General features: G+C 58.5%; 19 protein-coding genes and 2 tRNA genes. 7 read left to right on the top strand and 14 right to left on the bottom strand.

The window, feature by feature from the left end; genetic code table 11:
* Nucleotides 1-73: 73 nt before the first annotated feature.
* The 6 genes from CEJ45_RS01020 to CEJ45_RS00995 all read left to right on the top strand — a co-directional run bounded on the left by CEJ45_RS01020 (nt 74) and on the right by CEJ45_RS00995 (nt 3,887).
* A complete protein-coding gene (locus CEJ45_RS01020; protein WP_088753396.1) occupies nt 74-955 on the top strand; it encodes a branched-chain amino acid ABC transporter permease in 882 nt (293 codons plus the stop codon).
* A 1-nt stretch (nt 956) separates the two neighbouring features.
* Entirely contained in the window at nt 957-1,832 is an 876-nt protein-coding gene (locus tag CEJ45_RS01015; protein ID WP_034335500.1) for a branched-chain amino acid ABC transporter permease, read from the top strand.
* Complete coding sequence (locus CEJ45_RS01010; RefSeq protein WP_088753395.1) at nt 1,832-2,593, top strand: ABC transporter ATP-binding protein; 762 nt, start codon at nt 1,832-1,834, stop codon at nt 2,591-2,593. Before CEJ45_RS01015 ends, CEJ45_RS01010 begins: the two co-directional genes overlap by 1 nt.
* Nucleotides 2,590-3,321, top strand: coding sequence for an ABC transporter ATP-binding protein (locus CEJ45_RS01005; protein ID WP_088753394.1), 732 nt, complete (start codon nt 2,590-2,592; stop codon nt 3,319-3,321). Before CEJ45_RS01010 ends, CEJ45_RS01005 begins: the two co-directional genes overlap by 4 nt.
* A 137-nt stretch (nt 3,322-3,458) precedes the next feature.
* Nucleotides 3,459-3,543, top strand: a tRNA-Leu gene (locus CEJ45_RS01000).
* Nucleotides 3,544-3,802: 259 nt separating this feature from the next.
* Nucleotides 3,803-3,887: transfer RNA gene (locus CEJ45_RS00995), tRNA-Leu, on the top strand.
* A gap of 323 nt (nt 3,888-4,210) precedes the next feature.
* Here the strand turns inward: CEJ45_RS00995 and CEJ45_RS00990 are convergent.
* From CEJ45_RS00990 to speB, 14 genes are all read right to left on the bottom strand, one after another.
* The gene (locus tag CEJ45_RS00990) at nt 4,211-4,561 is read right to left on the bottom strand and encodes a DUF7668 domain-containing protein (protein ID WP_088753393.1); all 351 of its coding nucleotides are present in this window, start codon (nt 4,559-4,561) and stop codon (nt 4,211-4,213) included.
* Nucleotides 4,562-4,771: 210 nt separating this feature from the next.
* Nucleotides 4,772-5,458, bottom strand: a complete 687-nt coding sequence (locus CEJ45_RS24440) for a hypothetical protein (RefSeq protein ID WP_141106949.1) — start codon at nt 5,456-5,458, stop codon at nt 4,772-4,774.
* A gap of 275 nt (nt 5,459-5,733) precedes the next feature.
* Nucleotides 5,734-6,189, bottom strand: coding sequence for a DUF4304 domain-containing protein (locus CEJ45_RS00985; RefSeq protein ID WP_088753392.1), 456 nt, complete (start codon nt 6,187-6,189; stop codon nt 5,734-5,736).
* Nucleotides 6,186-6,464, bottom strand: a complete 279-nt coding sequence (locus tag CEJ45_RS25350; protein WP_420913279.1) for a hypothetical protein — start codon at nt 6,462-6,464, stop codon at nt 6,186-6,188. Before CEJ45_RS25350 ends, CEJ45_RS00985 begins: the two co-directional genes overlap by 4 nt.
* 41 nt (nt 6,465-6,505) lie before the next feature.
* Nucleotides 6,506-7,135, bottom strand: coding sequence for a polymorphic toxin-type HINT domain-containing protein (locus CEJ45_RS24435; RefSeq protein ID WP_141106948.1), 630 nt, complete (start codon nt 7,133-7,135; stop codon nt 6,506-6,508).
* Between the two features lie 56 nt (nt 7,136-7,191).
* Nucleotides 7,192-7,680, bottom strand: coding sequence for a hypothetical protein (locus CEJ45_RS00970; RefSeq protein WP_141106947.1), 489 nt, complete (start codon nt 7,678-7,680; stop codon nt 7,192-7,194).
* Between the two features lie 385 nt (nt 7,681-8,065).
* Nucleotides 8,066-8,566 (bottom strand): hypothetical protein, encoded by a 501-nt coding sequence (locus CEJ45_RS24430; RefSeq protein WP_141106946.1) that lies wholly within the window; start codon nt 8,564-8,566, stop codon nt 8,066-8,068.
* A 131-nt stretch (nt 8,567-8,697) separates the two neighbouring features.
* Nucleotides 8,698-9,642 carry a 2-hydroxyacid dehydrogenase gene (locus CEJ45_RS00965; protein ID WP_088753388.1) on the bottom strand — a complete coding sequence of 315 codons (945 nt, stop codon included), beginning with the start codon at nt 9,640-9,642 and terminating at the stop codon, nt 8,698-8,700.
* 11 nt (nt 9,643-9,653) lie between these two features.
* The gene (locus tag CEJ45_RS00960) at nt 9,654-10,403 is read right to left on the bottom strand and encodes a class II aldolase/adducin family protein (RefSeq protein ID WP_088753387.1); all 750 of its coding nucleotides are present in this window, start codon (nt 10,401-10,403) and stop codon (nt 9,654-9,656) included.
* A gap of 7 nt (nt 10,404-10,410) precedes the next feature.
* Nucleotides 10,411-11,940, bottom strand: coding sequence for an amino acid ABC transporter permease/ATP-binding protein (locus CEJ45_RS25260; RefSeq protein ID WP_088753386.1), 1,530 nt, complete (start codon nt 11,938-11,940; stop codon nt 10,411-10,413).
* A 30-nt stretch (nt 11,941-11,970) separates the two neighbouring features.
* Nucleotides 11,971-12,783 carry a transporter substrate-binding domain-containing protein gene (locus CEJ45_RS00950; protein WP_088753385.1) on the bottom strand — a complete coding sequence of 271 codons (813 nt, stop codon included), beginning with the start codon at nt 12,781-12,783 and terminating at the stop codon, nt 11,971-11,973.
* A gap of 66 nt (nt 12,784-12,849) precedes the next feature.
* The gene (locus CEJ45_RS00945; RefSeq protein WP_088753384.1) at nt 12,850-13,914 is read right to left on the bottom strand and encodes an isopenicillin N synthase family dioxygenase; all 1,065 of its coding nucleotides are present in this window, start codon (nt 13,912-13,914) and stop codon (nt 12,850-12,852) included.
* A gap of 2 nt (nt 13,915-13,916) precedes the next feature.
* Entirely contained in the window at nt 13,917-14,810 is an 894-nt protein-coding gene (locus CEJ45_RS00940) for a sugar phosphate isomerase/epimerase family protein (protein ID WP_088753383.1), read from the bottom strand.
* A 10-nt stretch (nt 14,811-14,820) separates the two neighbouring features.
* Entirely contained in the window at nt 14,821-15,771 is a 951-nt protein-coding gene (gene speB, locus CEJ45_RS00935; protein ID WP_088753382.1) for an agmatinase, read from the bottom strand.
* 168 nt (nt 15,772-15,939) lie between these two features.
* On the opposite strand from speB, the gene CEJ45_RS00930 reads away from it, so the two are divergent.
* Complete coding sequence (locus tag CEJ45_RS00930) at nt 15,940-16,836, top strand: LysR family transcriptional regulator (protein ID WP_088753381.1); 897 nt, start codon at nt 15,940-15,942, stop codon at nt 16,834-16,836.
* Nucleotides 16,837-16,865: the final 29 nt, after the last annotated feature.

Genomic DNA, 16,865 nt, shown 5'->3' with positions numbered 1-16,865 from the left:
ACCGGCGGCGACCGTTCGCAAGTCATCGGGCGCCACGCGGCGCCCGGCGTCCCCTCACCTATTGCAGGTTCCCATGTTAGAACAACAGCTCATCAATGCCCTCTCGCTGGGCAGCGTGTACGCGCTCTTCGCGCTCGGATTCACGCTGGTCTTTGGCGTCCTGGGCGTGATCAATCTTTCGCACGGCGCCATCTTCATGCTGGGCAGCTATGCCGCCCTGCTGCTGGTGGAGCAGATGGCCCTCCCCCTGTGGGTCGCCCTGCTGCTGGCCATGGTGGCCACCGGTACCCTCGGCCTCATCATCGACGTGCTGGTCCTGAAACCACTGCGCCGCCGCAATGCACCCCACCTGATCCCGATGATCGCCACCATTGGCGTGGCCATCATGATCACCAACATCTCGCAGGGCATCTTCGGTGCCGAGAACAAGCGCTTCCCCCAGGGCACCATCCCTGAAGACAGCGTGAGCCTGGGCAACCTGCACATCACCGCCGTGCAGGTGGCGATTATCGTGATCGCCTTCGTGCTGATGGTGGTGCTGCTGGGCGTGATGCGCAAGACCCAGCTCGGCCGCGCGCTGCGCGCCATCGCCGAGTCGCCCAAGGCGGCTTACCTGCTGGGCATCAACGTCGAAGGCCTGTTCCTGCTGACCTCCTTTGCCGCTGCGGCCCTGGGTGGCGCGGCCGGCGTGCTGGTGGGCGTGTCCTTCAATGCGATCTCGCCCTTCATGGGACAGCCGATGCTGCACAAGGGCATCGCCGTCATCATCCTGGGCGGCATGGGCGATATCCGTGGCGCCATGATCGGTGGCCTCTTCCTCGGCTTTGCCGAGGTGCTGACGGTGGCCTATATCTCCAGCGACTTCCGCGATGCGGTGGCGTTTGGCCTCCTGTTCCTGATCCTGCTGGTAAAACCCTCCGGCATGTTCGGCAAAGTGCTGGAAAGGAAGGCATAAGATGGGCTTCATGGAATGGTGGGATGGCTTCTGGGCCACCTACAACACGGTCATTTTCAGCATCGGCGTCAACGCCATGCTGGCACTCTCGATCTACGTCACGCTGTCCTGCGGCCTGCTGTCGCTGGCCAATGCGGCCTTCATGGGCATCGGTGCTTACACCGCGTCGCTGTTGACGATGCAGTTCGACATGCCCTTCCCTATCGCCCTGGCAGCGGGCGGCGTGCTGCCCTCGCTGGTGGCGCTGGTGATCGGCATCCCGACGCTGCGTCTCTCCGGCGTCTACCTGGCCATGGCAACATTGGGCTTTGGCGAAGTGGTCCGCGTCATCGTCCTCAACCTGGAGATCACCGGTGGCCCGATGGGCCTGAACGGTGTGCCGCCCATCACCGAGTGGTGGCACATCGTGCTGCTCCTGGGCGTGACGATCTATGCGCTGGCCCGCCTGCGCCGCTCCAAGACCGGCCGCGCCTTCGAGGCCATCAAGGAAGATGAAGTCGCAGCGCGCCTGATGGGCGTGAACGTGGCCGGCTACAAGCTGCTGGCCTTCGTCATCGGTGCCGCCATTGCAGGTGTCGCTGGTGGCCTCAACGCGCACTTCACCTTCACCATCGGCCCCAACAACTATGGTTTCGAGAACGCGGTCGACATCCTGACCATGGCGGTCTTCGGTGGCACCAGCAACCTGATCGGACCGATGATCGGCTCGACCATTCTCTCGCTGCTGCCGGAAGTGCTGCGTCATTTCAAGGACTTCCGCCTGGCCATCAATGGCCTGATCCTGATCCTGGTGGTGCTGTACCTGCCCAAGGGCATCTGGGACCCGCGCCGCATCCGCGCCTTCCTGGGCCGCAACGCTGAGAAGAAGGTGAAGTAATGCTTTTACAACTGAACGACATCAGCAAGAACTTCGGCGGCCTGCAAGTGCTGCAGGGTGTGAACTTCAACGTCAAGGAAGGCGAGATCTTCGGCCTGATCGGCCCCAACGGTGCCGGCAAGACCACGGTCTTCAACCTCATCACGGGCCTGCTGCGCGCCTCCTCCGGCAGCATCCGCTTCAATGACGACGACATCGGCGCCGTCGCCCCGCACAAGATCACCGAGCGCGGCATTGCCCGCACCTTCCAGAACATCCGCGTGTTCAAGGAAATGACGCTGCTGGAGAACGTGGTGGTCGGCATGCACGAGCACCTGAACTATGGCGTGGCCAGCATGCTCTTCAACCTCGGCGGCTTCCGCGAGGCCGAGAAGCAAGCGCGCGAACGCGCACTGGAACTGCTGTCCTGGGTGCGCCTGGATCACAAGGCGCACATGCTGGCCGACAGCCTCTCCTATGGCGAGCAGCGCAAGCTGGAGTTCGCCCGTGCGCTGGCGACCAAGCCCAAGCTGCTGTTGCTGGACGAGCCGGTGGCCGGCATGAACCCGGCCGAGAAGACCGAGCTGATGAGCGAGATCGTCAACATCAAGGCGCGCGGTTTCACCATCTTCATGATCGAGCATGACATGCGTTTCGTCATGGGACTGTGCGAGCGCATTGCGGTGCTGAACTTCGGCAAGATCATCGCCGAGGGTACCCCGGACCAGATCAAGAACAACCAGGAAGTGATCGAGGCCTATCTCGGCAAGGAAGAAGCATGAGCGCCAGCGGCAACAAGCAACCCATTTTGCAGGTCGAGGACCTGGCGGTGGCCTATGGCCACATTGAAGCGGTCAAGGGCATCAGCCTGTCCCTGAACGAAGGCGAGATCACGGCCCTGGTCGGTGCCAATGGCGCCGGCAAGAGCACGTCGCTGCTGGCCATTTCCGGCCTGGTGAAGGCGCAGCGCGGCCGTGTGCTGCTCAACGGGCAGGACCTGCTGCAGATGTCGCCGCACCGCATCGTCGAATCCGGCGTGGTGCAGGTGGCGGAAGGCCGCGCCACGCTGACCACGCTGACCGTGGAAGAGAACCTGGCCTTGGGCGCTTATACGCGCAAGGACAAGGACGGCGTGGCACGTGACCTGGAGTGGGTGTATTCCCTCTTTCCGGTCTTGAAGAACCGTGCGGCCGGACTGGCGGGCAATCTCTCGGGTGGTGAGCAGCAAATGCTGGCCATTGGCCGTGCGCTGATGGCCAAGCCCAAGGTTCTGTTGCTGGATGAACCGTCGATGGGGCTGGCCCCGCTGATCATCCAGGAAATCTTCCGCATCGTGCAGGAGATCAACAAGACCGGCATGACGGTGCTGCTGGTGGAACAGAACGTGCGCCAGGCGCTGCGCATTGCGCAACGCGGCTATGTGCTGGAGACGGGCAAGATTGTGCTGGAGGATAGTGGTGCGAATCTGCTGGGCAATCCGAAGGTGGTGGAGGCTTATCTGGGGGGCTGATGCGCTTGATCTGTTGCATGTGACGGGGCTGGAGAAAAAATAATAAAAAATTTCTCAATTAGGTGTTGACCATCAGCCTGATAGGCCTTAATATGCAGCCTCTTTCAAGCACAGCAAGTCACCGCTGATTGCAGAAGGCCCACGTGGCGGAATTGGTAGACGCGCATGGTTCAGGTCCATGTGCCGCGAGGTGTGGGGGTTCGAGTCCCTCCGTGGGCACCAGACATAAAAGGCTGGTCGATGAAAATCGACCAGCCTTTTGCGTTTCTTCGGTCAGAAAATAGTTTAATTTTTTGGTGGTTTTCTTCGAAAGTCACTTCTTCAATTTGTTAGGATTCAGGGGTCTTCTTCTCTCTTGAGCGTCGATTTTTTTATTAGTTTTTTTGGAATAAAAAACTTTAAAAAATAGGTGACAACTTAAAAGTTGTCGCTTAGAATGCAGCCTCTTTCAAGCAATGCAGTTTGAACGCATTTGCAGAAGGCCCACGTGGCGGAATTGGTAGACGCGCATGGTTCAGGTCCATGTGCCGCGAGGTGTGGGGGTTCGAGTCCCTCCGTGGGCACCAAAATAGAAAAGGCCGATTGACGAAAGTCAGTCGGCCTTTTGTGTTTTGGGGACCACGAGCAAGGCGCCTGCGCGCCTTGCGGGAGGGACGAGAAAGTCCGGCCTTGCAAGGCCGGACGGGGTCGCGGGACGTGACCGAGGTCCTCCGTGCGCAGCAAAACATAAAAGTCCGGTTGATGAAAATCAACCGGACTTTTGCGTTTGGGGCGAACGCCCTGGCTCCCTCAAATCTCAGTCAAATGCCAGGGATACTACGAGCCCGGCCTGCACCAGTTACTCGACGGCTAACTCCATCTCATCTTGTGTCTCGCGGCAGGATCAAGCTCAAAGCGAGTGCAAATTATCAATCTCCAAATCAATATGGCCTGCACCGCGGTCGATTAACGTGCATTCCAACGAGAGGTCTGACCGGCCCTCCTCAGCCGTCCAAAGATCAAAGCGAACAGACCAGGTTGGGCTAACGGCATTCCTGACTTCAATCGCATCGATACCGGCGAATGCAGTGTCGGGCGGAATAACCAACGTCCGACCGTATCTCAAGACAGCATCACGCATCAGGTCGGCGGAAAGGCGAATACCGCGTGAACGGCGCTGGGCCGCTTCGTAATCACCCGCGACTAGCCATGAAATGAGCTGACGAATCAGAGTGATAAGTCGTTGATCAAACGTGTTCATGTGTTCGCATTCCTAGAAATCCGGGTGGCTGTATCTGCACGATGCTAGCCGGGCAATATTCCGTTTCAGCTACATTTTCTGCGCCTGAGGAACGTCTTCTCAAGATCTGCTCCCGAGGGAGCTTTTAATTCCACCACGGAAAACACGCGTCATGCCGCTTTTTCGAATCAAAGCCATGTCGCTGCCAATCGAGCAGCACAGCCTATTTCCTTACGCTCGCAAAATTCGACGCATTCTCTCTTTGTAATTTAAGGATCGTCTGTGCTGCCATTCGATATCGGGATTAACACATGCATATTTCAGCTCACCTTTTTTCAGGGCCTCTTTCGCCTGAGCGATTTCACCATTGCGCATGGACAAAATAGCCGAATAGATAAATGGATCAGCCGATCTCGGCTTTCCCCCCTGCATTATGTTAGCCGGATATTCATCAATATTTTCGAGGGCATTCGCCAATGGATCAGGCCTCGATAGCGAAGAAATGAATGGAATTCCGAATGTATCCAGGTCTTCAAAAAATCTCATGCATCCAGATTCAAATGATTTCCGATAGTCATCGCGGTAGTTTTGCATCAAGTCCGGGTTGTTGTTCCAACGCAGCCATAGCAGCTCCACGGACAATACGCCAATCGAATTCCCTTCCAAACCTGGCATCTCATCAAGCCACAAATCTTTTTCACGAAATTCTTCAGCCACATCTCGTGAGCATAAAATTATTGCACTTCGAAAGGTGCTCTCATCCCATTGCGAAAGCGTTATTTTTGGAAAAATTTTTAACCTGATCTCCGGATAGAAAACACAATGATTTTCATCATCGGATGCACATAATCTATAGCCGCGATCATGCATCCCTGAAATCAGGGATGACTTATTTTTGATCCAATTGGTAAATTCCATCTTTATATCGCTGCCGGTTAAGCACACTCTATTCAGCGGCCATCAGACTTCTGCCTCTGAGATCGCTTTACCATGTCACCCCATCCCCATTTTTACGCGTCCAGAAGTGACAACCAAGCTGTCCCGATACTGACACTCATCAAGCGCCTTGGATTGCCAAAGACTGCGCCGGTCTCCGACCACGTCACACTGCGGTTGTCACCCGTATAGCTGTCCATCAGTTGAGTAAGGATGCCGCCGTTAGGAGCACTGTTTGGCGACAACTGCCCCAATCGCTATGCTATTTCAAGTAAATCCCTGGCCTGTTTAAAGATCAAGGCGCCAACAAAGAGCTTAGCTTCCGCGTGTTGTCGCAACCCCTCCAAGGTCAGTGAAAGCCGACAGAAGGGTACTAACCGCTCTCTCAAAATAGTCAGAAGTTCGTCAATATCTGATTGTTCGGCGAGCTCCAAGCTACATGCCTTATCAATCAACGAGACATGTTCGGCAAATAGACTGCCAAGCCGCACTTGAATTTGGCAATGATTCTCTTGGGGGAATTCAGATTCTCCTAGAGCTCTTAACCAGATACCGATATTCACATAAAATTTCTCAGCAAAATCGGACTTCTGGAGGTTAACAACCACGATGGCGTCTTTACCAGGCAACAACCACCTCTGGCCCTTTTTCGCAAAGCCAGACCCGGAAAATACCTCACCGAATATTTTCTTGAATTTTGTTTTTTCAATCATCTTCTATGGGTATCCAAAACTTTATTCCAAAGTTGCCCGGTCAACTCTTCCAGCTCTTTGGCATAATTTTCAAGCTGCCTCCATCCCTGCCTCATTGCATCAGGATTATCGGGCTTTAACTCACGAACCGTATTATTTGTGTAGTTCAAAGCATCAGGTCTACTTCCGCCTGGCAAGGCTTTATTGAACTCATAGCCATCATCACCAAGCGCATTCTTATAGTTCTTATGGGCTTCCCTACCACGCGCGCAGCCGGATTCTCGCCACCTTTCAATCTTGATTGATTGTGGACTAAGACACCCTGCTGGCCCACGAATTAGTTGTGTAACTCCTGTACTTCAAAGTTGAAGGTATCAGCTCGCTCGCCGCTATCGACGACAGCAATTACATGCCATCCCTCTTGATCAATGCCCTGTAGTGCATCACCGTTCCGCAACTGATGCGCAGGAATCCAGCCCTTTCCAATTACCCAAAACGGATGCTCCGGCGTAACGCCAAAGACCTGCGAGCGGCGATCCCGATCAGATATCGTCACGCGAATGATCGGCCGATCGGAATTATGGAATACTCGGACAAGAGGCTTCTGCGTCAGCTGGTTCGTTCCTGGCTGTGCGGAGTAAACAGCATCTCCTACTTGGATATCCTCGATATTCCTGATACCAGCCGGGGTCTGAATCGAAGTCCCTGCAACGAAGCACATGCCGAACATTGCTTCGCCTTCGGCCACTCCGGCTGACGCCCTTCGCCCAGTGGTGCCGGCACCCGCCAATTTCAAAGGTATTAGCAACTCAAGGGTTTCCCCAAACACTGGCGTGTCATAGTCCAATCGAGCGCCGTTGGCAAATGCGTAGTAATCTGGGCCGCCAGGTAAGACACCACTCAGAAGGTTCACACTGCCTTCAACAACGTTGACCCCGGTATTCCAAACTGCCTTCCCAGTATCCAAGAACGCGCTCGACGCTCCCTGTGGATCAAGCCCACTTACTGAGTTGTTTGCCGAATCTAATCCTCGCTAAATGGGAGTGGGCCAGACTTGGAATTTGTAAAGTATCTGGTCGCACAATCCCTAGCAGGCTCCATTCCACCGTACACATCGCCCGTCGAAAACGAGCTTGCGATGCCCAATGCATACTGATGCAAAGCTTGCATTATCTCCGTTGATTTTCCCCCATCATCGATGTCGAAGCTAATCTCCAGATCAATGATGTTGTCATACTTGATCGCTCTCATCAGCACAAGATCAATAATCGCAGCACTTGTGTTGAAGCGTCGTACACGAATCATCGCCGTCAAGTCCGGCCCGGTCGATAGCTTGTCAGCCAGCTCATCTGGGGTAAACGCACGACTATCTCCCCCTGCGTTTTCCTCGGAAAATTCGATACATTCAGTCTCGCCCGCATGAGATAGAAGCTCGCTAACAAGCTCACCAATCTTCTGTGGTGGCACCTTTTCAAACACGACTTCGAAAGAATTGTTTATATATTTACTCAATCAATGAAGCCTTTAAAGGTCGAATCCATATTTAGTTGAACACCTCGGCCGTCTTCAAATGCTTTCGCTTCCGGGTATCAAGGACCTGCCATTGCACGGCGCGCACACCTGTTTGCACAAAACTATTGCTCAGCTCGATACGCACTCAACTTCTCTCGCGTCACCAGCAAAAAACTTTTCGACGACGTCACTCACAGAACTGATCAATCATCTTTCCCTTGCGTCTGTATTCCATAAAGATGAAATCACCGAAGGTGACTGGCGGCACCCCCAACGTACAGCTTACCGATGCAACTAAAGCAGGAGTCCCGCCTATAAAAAGCTCGCACACCGACAAGTCGAGCGCCCATCTAATTCCTGAGGTAATTGAAAAGGTATCCGCAGTCTACTTAGCCAACGCCTCAAAGAATTCTTTGGTCGTTTTCGAAGACACCACTATTCCCTCAAAGAAATCTGGATCAGCACCCAAATTCGAATTTTTTATAGTGTTCGAAACTTCCCTGACAACATCAGAAAAAGTTAGATCTCCCATCTTCAAAAAACTTAAATCAACAATCATCTGACGAGCCGTCATCAGGCGAAAACCAAAAAAAGGTTTAGCAAACCCTTTCTTCTCGACAGAAGAAACTCGGAACTGCGCTCCTGAAGTATCGATAAAATTCGACTTCTGATATACAGAATTCTCAAAAGCAGTACTCGAGCAAGTAGTCAAAGCGTCAGCATCTTTGAATATTGACATGTACCCTTGGCCGGACATTAAAACTGGATACTCCAGGTCAGTGTGACTAAACAAATTATTTTTTTCGACATTAGTCATTACCAACTCCGCTAGCCGCTTTACCGCCAATGTTGATTTGAAGATTCTTTGCCCAATCAGGCTTGCCATACCACCACCGACCTAAGGCATTATATGGATTAAGCCCATGTCCATGAACTGCAATATGAATTTGGTGACTAGTCATTTCCTCTCTCGCCATGAGCGGATACGCAATTCCAGGTCAGCACCGCCCTCCTCTTCTAATATCCCCGGCTCCGATCAACCTCATGCAACGCAGCCTCTCCACGGCGCAGCCGCTGCAAGTTATCCAGAATCTGCCCGACGATGACCGAAGGCTGCGCACTCGACGCCATATGCGGCGTAACCACCACGCGCGGGTGCGACCACAGCGCGTTTGATGCGGGCAACGGCTCCTGCGCAAAGACATCCAGCACGGCCCCGCGCAAATGCTGCCGGTCCAATGCCATCAACAGGTCCTCCTCCACCAGGTGCTCTCCCCGGCCGCAATGCACCAGCGCTGCGCCCGGCTTCATCGCCGCAAATACGTCGCGCCCCAGCAGCTTGCGGGTGGCATCGGTCAGCGGCAAGAGGCAGACCACGATATCGGGTGCCTGCAGGAAGGCATGAAGCGCATCGTCCCCGGCATAAGTCCTCACGCCCTCGATGTGATGTGCCGAACGCGACCAGCCACTGACCGTGAAACCCTGACCGCGCAACACGCCGGCCAGATGGCTACCGAGCGCACCCAGCCCCATCAGGCCAACATGCGTCTGATGCGCCGGCTTTTGCGACGGAATCTTCCACACACGCTGCACTTGCTGCTGCAACGCCTGGTCCAGCGCACGGTGGTAATACAACACGGCCCACAGCACGTATTCAGCCATGCCTGCGGCCAGTGCGGGATCGACGATACGGCACAGCGGCACGTCAGGGTGAGCCCGCGCGGCATCGAGCACATGATCGACTCCGGCCGCAATCGAAGAAATCAGGCGCAGATTGGACAAGCGCTCGATAACCCCGGCCGGCGGATACCAGCCGGCAACCGCCTCCACATCGTCCGGATCAGGCAGGTCCGGCCACAGCCGCACCTGCAGCGCCGGCATGCGGCGCGCAGCCTCTTCACGAAACACCACGTGCAGGTCGCTGAGGTCATCGGTCGCGCTGCAAATCAACAGGGTCGGCATGGGTGTGGCCCTCAGTCGCGGTAGGAAGGATCGATCCGGTCCAGGCGACGCAACCAGGCTTGCCACAGGATCTGGCGCTCATGCTCGACGCTTTGCAGCTGCTCGCAGGCGTGCTGGCTCAGGTGCGCCGGGATCTCGGTGACCGGCCCAGCCACCGAGGCCATTTGTGCCGCAGCCATCTGGATCTCGCACGCGCGATTGAGGTAAAACATGATCGCGAACGCATCGGCCACCGTGGCCCCCACTGACAAGAGGCCGTGATGGCGCAACAGCAAGGCGATGTTGTTGCCCAGCGATTGTTGAATGCGCGTGCGTTCATCCAGATCGAAGGCCACGCCCTCATAGGCATGCACGCCGACCCGCTGGTAGAACTCGGTGCTGATCTGGTTGAGCTGCAGCAGCCCCTGCTCGCAGGCTGCCACCGCCATGCCGGGCAGCGTGTGGGTGTGCAGGACGCAATGCGCATCCTCACGGGCCATGTGTACTGCGCTGTGGATGGTGAAGCCGGCGACGTTGTAATCGGCACTGCCGGAGACCACGCGCCCCTGCAGGTCGACCACCAGCAAATCGCTGGCGCGCACTTCGTCGAACATCATCCCGAAGGGATTGATCAGGAAACGATCATCCTCCGGCGACGCATTGGCCGCGCGCGGCAACCGTACCGAGAAATGCGTGTAGAGCGTGTCATCCCAGCCGAACAGCGCGGCCAGCCGATATGCGGCGGCGAGGTCGCGGCGCAGGCTGGGTTCGTCATTAGTCATCGTCATTTCAAGTGTCCAATCCCATGAAGCGGCGCACGCGCAGCGTCGCGGCGTCGGTGGTCGTTGCCTGGCGGATGTGCCGGGGCGAGGCATCCAGCTGGACCAGGCCGTTTTCCATGAAGAGCACCCGGTCCGAGATGGTCAGCGCAAAGTCCATCTCATGCGTGACGATCACCATCGTCATGCCCTCCTGGGCCAGATCCTGGATCACCTTCAAGACCTCGCCGACCAGCTCGGGGTCCAGTGCCGAGGTGGGTTCGTCAAAGAGCATCACCTCAGGCGACATGGCCAAGGCGCGGGCGATGGCCACCCGCTGCTGCTGCCCACCGGAGAGCTGGTGCGGGTATTTGTGCTGGTGCGCCAGCAGGCCCACCTTGTCCAGCAGTTGCAGCGCTTGGGTCTGGCGCAGCGCCGGATCGCCCGGCTCATGATGGTAACGCGGTGCCAGCAACACGTTCTCCAGCACGCTCAGGTGGGGGAACAGGTTGAAGCCCTGGAACACCATGCCGATGCGGCTGATGCCATTGCGCACCAGCCTGCTGTCGAGCGAGGCATTGGCGCTGATATAGCCTTCGCCGAAGAGAATGATCTCGCCCTGGTCGATCTTTTCCAGCGCATTGATGGTGCGGATCAGCGAGGTCTTGCCGGAACCCGAGGGTCCGATGATGGAAATCACCTCGCCCTTGCCCACGCTCAGGTTCACGCCTTTGAGAACCTGATGCGGGCCATAGGCTTTGTGGATGTTGACCAGCTCCAATGCGCTAGGCTGGCCTGGCGCCTGGCTCGCCGCTGGTGCGACCCGCAAGTTGCCGAGCTGCTTGCGCAAGGCCGCGCAGTCGGCCTCGCCGAGGGTTGCGGGACGGCGCTTCTGCAGATCCAGCCGGCGCTCGAACCAACCCAGCAGCGTGCTGAAGAGCGTCACCAGCAAGACGTAATACACGGCCACGCCAAGCAGGGTTTCCATCACCAGGAAATTCTGCGAATACAGGCGCAGGCCCGTCATCAGCAACTCAGGCAAGGAGATCACCGATACCAGCGAAGTCAGCTTGATGATGGTGACGTATTCGTTGATGAGGGTGGGCAAGGCGATCCGGAACGCTTGCGGGATGACGATCAGCCGCATCGTGCCGAACAGGCCCAGCGCCAGGGCGCGTGCGGCCTCGCGCTGACCGCGGGCGACCGACTGCAGGCCGCCGCGGTGGATCTCGGCCATGTAGGCGGCCTCGGTGAGCACCATGGCCACCAGCCCGGCAAAGAAGGGATCACCCACAACGGCGCGGGTCAGCGGGAAAATCTGCGGCAGGTTGAAGACCACCACCACCACGACCAGCAGCGGCAGGCTGCGGAAGAGCCAGATATACAGGCCGGCGGCCCAGTTGATCCAGCGCGTCTCGGAGGTGCGGGCGCAGGCCAGCAAGAAGCCCAGCGCCATGCCCAGCACCCATACCAGCGAACCCAGCTCGACCACCGTGAGACACGCGCGCCAGAAGATCCCCATCGAAAAGAGGGACCAGAAATACGACCAATCCAATGCCATGCGAGGGCTCCCGGTGAGTCAAGGTCGACGTTACTTGGCTACCGCCACGGGCTCAAGATCGTATTTCTTGATGAGCGCCGCATAGTCGCCGCTGGCCTGGCCTGCCGCCAGCGCTTTCTGCAAGGCCTGGTACAGGGCGGTATTGCCCTTCTTGACGTAGATGCCCAGCGTCTGCGGATACACCAGGGCTTGCGAGCTGATGACGATGCGCCCCTTGCTGCGCTCTGCCAGCATCTTGGCGGCACCAGCGATTTCCATCTGAGCCTGGATGTTCCTCGACAGCAGGGCCTGCGAGGCTTCCGGCGCGGTCGGGAATTCGCTCACGACTACCGCCGGCTTGCCCTGCGGCACACAGTATTCGGCCGAGAGTTTCTTCAAGGCGTTGACCCAGCTGGTCCCCGCTTGCAGGCCGACCTTGAGGCCGCACAGGTCGTTTTCAGTCCTGGGCATCACGCCCCCATCCTTGGCCACCATGATGGCCGCACCGGTCTTGCCGTAGGCAATGGCATCGGCCTGGGCAGTGCGCTCGGGCGTGATGTACATGCCGGAGATGACGGCATCGAACTGGCCGCCGCCCAGGCCAAGGATCAGGCCGGGAAACTTGGTATCGACAAAGGACGGCTTGAGCTTCAATTCCCGGCCCAGCATCTCGGCCATGTCCGGATCGAAACCGACGACCTTGTCGCCCTGCCAGGATTCGAAAGGAGGATAAGTGATTTCCATGCCGACCTTGAGCTGGCCGGGGACCATGGTCTGCGCGAACGCTGCCACCGGCAGCACGGCCGAGAGGACCAGCGTGAACAGGTTGCGCTTGAACGAAATACTGCGGAGGGGATGGGTCATGGCGCTGGACTCCTTCTGTGAGCGGCTGGAGAAAAGAAAAAGAGCGAAAGAAAAAAGGACGATGGGTCAAGGACCAGCCGGCGTCCTGGGCCGGGTATAACCAAAACTGCCAGGCTTGAGTGCATCGGCAGACATCGCCAACTCGCCCGCTTCCACCTTGCGCTTGAGGTAGGTATAAGTCTGCTGGGCCTGCGAATACATATGCTCGCCGATGGAGAGTTCGCCATAGCTGCCGGCGTCCCCGGATCCGTTGGCAAATTGCGGCAAGGGGCGGATGCGCGTGTGATAGTCGCAGGCGAAGAACAGCGGGAAGGAATAGCGTTCCTGCTGCACCTTGCGCACGCGGTGGGACGTGGCCGGGAATGCGCCTGCGGTCATCACTTCGAGCATGTCGCCGATATTGATGACGAAGGCTTCCTCACCTGCCACCGAACAAGGCGGCGCGTCGATCCAGGCGCCCTCGTCGTTCATCACTTCCAGGCCGGGCTGGTCGGCCAGCAGCAGGGTGAAGCATTCGTAATCCGTGTGGGCACCGATACCGGGCGCATCGACCGCTTCCAGGTCGACCGGATAATGGATCAGGCGCAGCTTCGAGGGCGGACAGGTCACCAGGGACTCGAAGGCATCCTCGGGCTGCCCCAGCGCCAGCGCGAAGCCACGGAACAAGGTACGGCCAAGCGCGAATACCGCCTCGTAATAGCGGGACACGGCCGCCTTGAAACCTGGCAGCTCGGGCCACTTGTTGTTGCCGATCAGGGGCGTGCCGGCCAGCACCAGCGGATGGTCATCCGGTACCTCGAAACCGATGTCGAACGCTTCCTTGTGATCGGGCCGGCCTTTGGAGTAGACCTCTTCGCCCTCGGGCACGTAGCCCTTGTGGCCCCAGGCATCGCCGATGTAATAGCGCATCTTCCAGGGCATCGGCTGCGCAAACAGCGCGCGGCTGGCCTCGCGCAGGCCGGCGATGAGTTGCGGATCGATCCCGTGCCCGGTGATGTAGAAAAACCCGACCTCGCGCGCCGCCGCACCCAGCTGGTCGGCAACCGCCTGGCGCTGTGACGGCTCGTCGCGATAGAGGCCGCTGATATCGATCACGGGCAAGGCCGTGAAATTGCGCTGTCCGGTAGGCATGTTCAAACTCCTGCGGTAGAAGACGACTGCGTTGATGACGAAGAGCCGATGGCGTGCTGCTGCGACCAGCGTGCGAAATGGGCGCGCTCCTGCTGCGCCATCCAGCGATTGAGCTGCCACAGGTCGGCCACGGGACTACGGGTATAGGGCAGCAGGTGCAGGTAGCCGTCCGGACCGAATTCCGGGGTGAGCGTGCTGGTGGCATGGCCGCTGGCGTGCTGGAAGGACCAGACCGTCTCCCAGATGCGCTGGTGGAATGCCAGCTCGGGCGCGTATTCGGGGGCTGCGGGATCGGGCACCTGTGGCCCCTGCGCATAGCCCACGCGCGCCTGCACATGGTGTACGCGCTCAAGGAAGGGCGTGAGGTCATCCAGCGGATCATCCAGCAAACGCTCGCACACCACGACCCAGTGGCTGATGTCGGCGGTATAGCGCAGCCGCGGCAGCTGGCGCACGATGTCCAGCGTGACCCAGGGACTGTAGAGCGAACTGGCGCGATGGGTCTCGAAGCTGCAGGGCACGCCCGCATCATCAGCCAGGGCCTGCGCCCGTCCCAGGAAATCGACTTGTTCCGACAAGGGCCAGCGGTCGTTGCCGGCCAGCAGGTTCACGAAACGCGGCTGCAGTTCGGCTGCGGCGTCAAAGGCGCGCGCCAGGTGCTGCAAATGGATTTCCGGCCGGTCAGCCTGGCGTGGAACGACGTCCACACCACTGAAGACGATGGCGATGTAATCCAGCGCCTCGGCGCGCAAGCGATCGCGCAATGCATGCCGCTCCTGCACCGTCATGGGCAGGCGCGCTTCCAGGCCGCTGCAGCCAGCCTCGCGCAGTTCGGTCACGCAGCGGCTCCAGGGTTCTTGCATGCCCCAGCCGCTGCGAAATATCTTCAGCTCCATGGCGGGCCGCTCAGCGGTAGGTCACACCGGGCAGCACGCACAGCATCTCGTAGAGCAGGTTCGCGCCCAGCTGCGAGGTATTGCCGCTCAAGTCATAGGGCGGCGAGACCTCCACCAGATCACAGCCCACGAGATTCATGCCACGGCAGCCGCGCACGATTTCCAGGGCTTGGATGGAAGTCAGTCCGCCCACTTCGGGGGTGCCGGTGCCGGGCGCCCAGGCGGGGTCGATGCCGTCGATGTCGAAGCTCAGGTAGACCGGCCCGGCGCCGATCTGGGCGCGTACTTCTTCCATCAGCGGTGTCAGCGAGCGATGCCAGCATTGCTCGGCCTGCACCAGGCGGAAACCCTGGTCCACGCCCCACTGGAAATCACCGCTGGCGTAGCCTTGCGCGCGCTGGCCGATCTGCACCACCCGCTTGCAATCGAGCAAGCCCTCTTCCACGGCGCGGCGGAAGGTGGTGCCATGGGCGATCTTCTCGCCGAACATGTCGTCATTGGTATCGGTATGGGCATCGACATGCACCAGGCCCACCGGGCCATGCTTGCGTGCAATGGCGCGCAGGATCGGCAAGGTGATGGTGTGGTCGCCGCCCAGCGTGAGCGGAATGACCGGATGCGCCATCAGCTCGTCATACGCTGCTTCGATGACGCGCACCGATTCGAGCAGGTTGTAGGTATTGATGGCAACGTCGCCGATGTCGGCCACCGACAGGGAATCGAAAGGCGCGGCACCGGTGGCCATGTTGTAGGGGCGGATCATCACCGATTCCGCACGGATCTGGCGCGGGCCGAAGCGCGTGCCCGCGCGCAGGGAGGTGCCGATATCCAGCGGCACGCCGATGAAGGCCGCATCCAGGCCCGCGGCACTGTCCATCGCAGGCAGGCGCATCATGGTCGAACGGCCGGCAAAGCGCGGCATGTCGTTACCGCTTTGGGGCTGGTGGAAGACTTTGGACATTGCGTATCACCCTTGTTCTGGCAGCAACTTCAGGCTGCGACGAAGCGAATATACAATGGCCGATAGTTCTCAAAAGATAGCTGTATTCAAATAATAAGTTGTTAAAATTCGAAACTGATTCCGGGCAGCCCTTGTGCGCCCCGCTCCCCCTCCAACGATGATTTCTCCATGACCCCAGGCATCGATTTCAAGTTGCTGCGCATATTTGCCGCAGTGGTCCGCCACCAGGGATTTGCCCGTGCCCAGCAGGAGCTCAACCTGACGACCTCGGCCATCAGCACCTACATGGCCCAGCTGGAAAGCGATGTCGGCTTCACCGTCTGCCGGCGTGGACGGGGTGGTTTCGCGCTCACCGACAAGGGTGAACTGCTGCTCTCGGAAACGCTGCGCGTGCTGGGCGAGGTGGACAGTTTCGAACGCTATACCCAGTCGCTCAAGGGCGAACTGGGCGGCACGCTGAAGATAGGGGTGCTGGATACGACGGTGACCGATCCCTCCCTGCCGATGGCGGAGGCCATCGGGGTCTTTTCCAGCAGGTTTCCGGGCATGCACCTGAACCTGCTCATCCGCAGCCCCTACGAACTGCAAAAGGGCTTGCTGGACAATGACCTCGACATCGCGGTGGGCTTCTTCCCCGCCAAGGCCAACGGCCTGGTCTACCAGCCGCTCTACCGCGAGCAGCAGTGGCTGTATTGCAGCGACCGGCATCCCTGCTTCCAGCAGCGCAACCTGCGCGCCTCGGCGGTCTCGGAAATGAGCGTGGTCAGCCGCAGTTACTGGAGCCAGACAGAATTGAGCCGACACGGTTTCAAACGCAGCGTGGCCACGGTGGAAAGCATGGAAGCGCAGTTGATCCTGATCCTCTCGGGCCGCTACATCGGCTACCTGCCGGAGCACTATGCGCAGTCATGGGTGGAGCAAGGACGATTGAAAGTCTTGCTGCCTTCCGAGTTTGGCTACCAGTCGCAGTTTTCCCTGGTGCTGCGCCGGGGCCGCAGCCGCGAACTGCCCTTGCAGGCCATGCGCGAACTGCTGCAGACCGGCAAGCGCGGCAGCAAGCGCTAGGGCCATCAGCGATCTGCGCAAGGTTGCGC

The organism is Herbaspirillum aquaticum, assembly GCF_002213425.1.
Lineage (GTDB): Bacteria > Pseudomonadota > Gammaproteobacteria > Burkholderiales > Burkholderiaceae_D > Herbaspirillum > Herbaspirillum aquaticum.
Note: the sequence above shows the minus strand (reverse complement) of the source record. Positions and strands in the feature narration are given on the sequence as shown.

Bases quoted from the DNA above. Each gene is read 5' to 3' on its own strand.
- CEJ45_RS01020 (WP_088753396.1), top strand. From the start codon at position 74: ATGTTAGAACAACAGCTCATCAATGCCCTCTCGCTGGGCAGCGTGTAC.
- CEJ45_RS00960 (WP_088753387.1), bottom strand. From the start codon at position 10,403: ATGACTAATGACGAACCCAGCCTGCGCCGCGACCTCGCCGCCGCATAT.
- CEJ45_RS00965 (WP_088753388.1), bottom strand. From the start codon at position 9,642: ATGCCGACCCTGTTGATTTGCAGCGCGACCGATGACCTCAGCGACCTG.
- CEJ45_RS01015 (WP_034335500.1), top strand. From the start codon at position 957: ATGGGCTTCATGGAATGGTGGGATGGCTTCTGGGCCACCTACAACACG.
- CEJ45_RS00940 (WP_088753383.1), bottom strand. From the start codon at position 14,810: ATGGAGCTGAAGATATTTCGCAGCGGCTGGGGCATGCAAGAACCCTGG.
- CEJ45_RS00985 (WP_088753392.1), bottom strand. From the start codon at position 6,189: ATGATTGAAAAAACAAAATTCAAGAAAATATTCGGTGAGGTATTTTCC.
- CEJ45_RS01005 (WP_088753394.1), top strand. From the start codon at position 2,590: ATGAGCGCCAGCGGCAACAAGCAACCCATTTTGCAGGTCGAGGACCTG.
- CEJ45_RS25260 (WP_088753386.1), bottom strand. From the start codon at position 11,940: ATGGCATTGGATTGGTCGTATTTCTGGTCCCTCTTTTCGATGGGGATC.
- CEJ45_RS00990 (WP_088753393.1), bottom strand. From the start codon at position 4,561: ATGAACACGTTTGATCAACGACTTATCACTCTGATTCGTCAGCTCATT.
- speB (WP_088753382.1), bottom strand. From the start codon at position 15,771: ATGTCCAAAGTCTTCCACCAGCCCCAAAGCGGTAACGACATGCCGCGC.
- CEJ45_RS00950 (WP_088753385.1), bottom strand. From the start codon at position 12,783: ATGACCCATCCCCTCCGCAGTATTTCGTTCAAGCGCAACCTGTTCACG.
- CEJ45_RS01010 (WP_088753395.1), top strand. From the start codon at position 1,832: ATGCTTTTACAACTGAACGACATCAGCAAGAACTTCGGCGGCCTGCAA.
- CEJ45_RS24440 (WP_141106949.1), bottom strand. From the start codon at position 5,458: ATGGAATTTACCAATTGGATCAAAAATAAGTCATCCCTGATTTCAGGG.
- CEJ45_RS00945 (WP_088753384.1), bottom strand. From the start codon at position 13,914: ATGCCTACCGGACAGCGCAATTTCACGGCCTTGCCCGTGATCGATATC.
- CEJ45_RS00930 (WP_088753381.1), top strand. From the start codon at position 15,940: ATGACCCCAGGCATCGATTTCAAGTTGCTGCGCATATTTGCCGCAGTG.
- CEJ45_RS24430 (WP_141106946.1), bottom strand. From the start codon at position 8,566: ATGGCAAGCCTGATTGGGCAAAGAATCTTCAAATCAACATTGGCGGTA.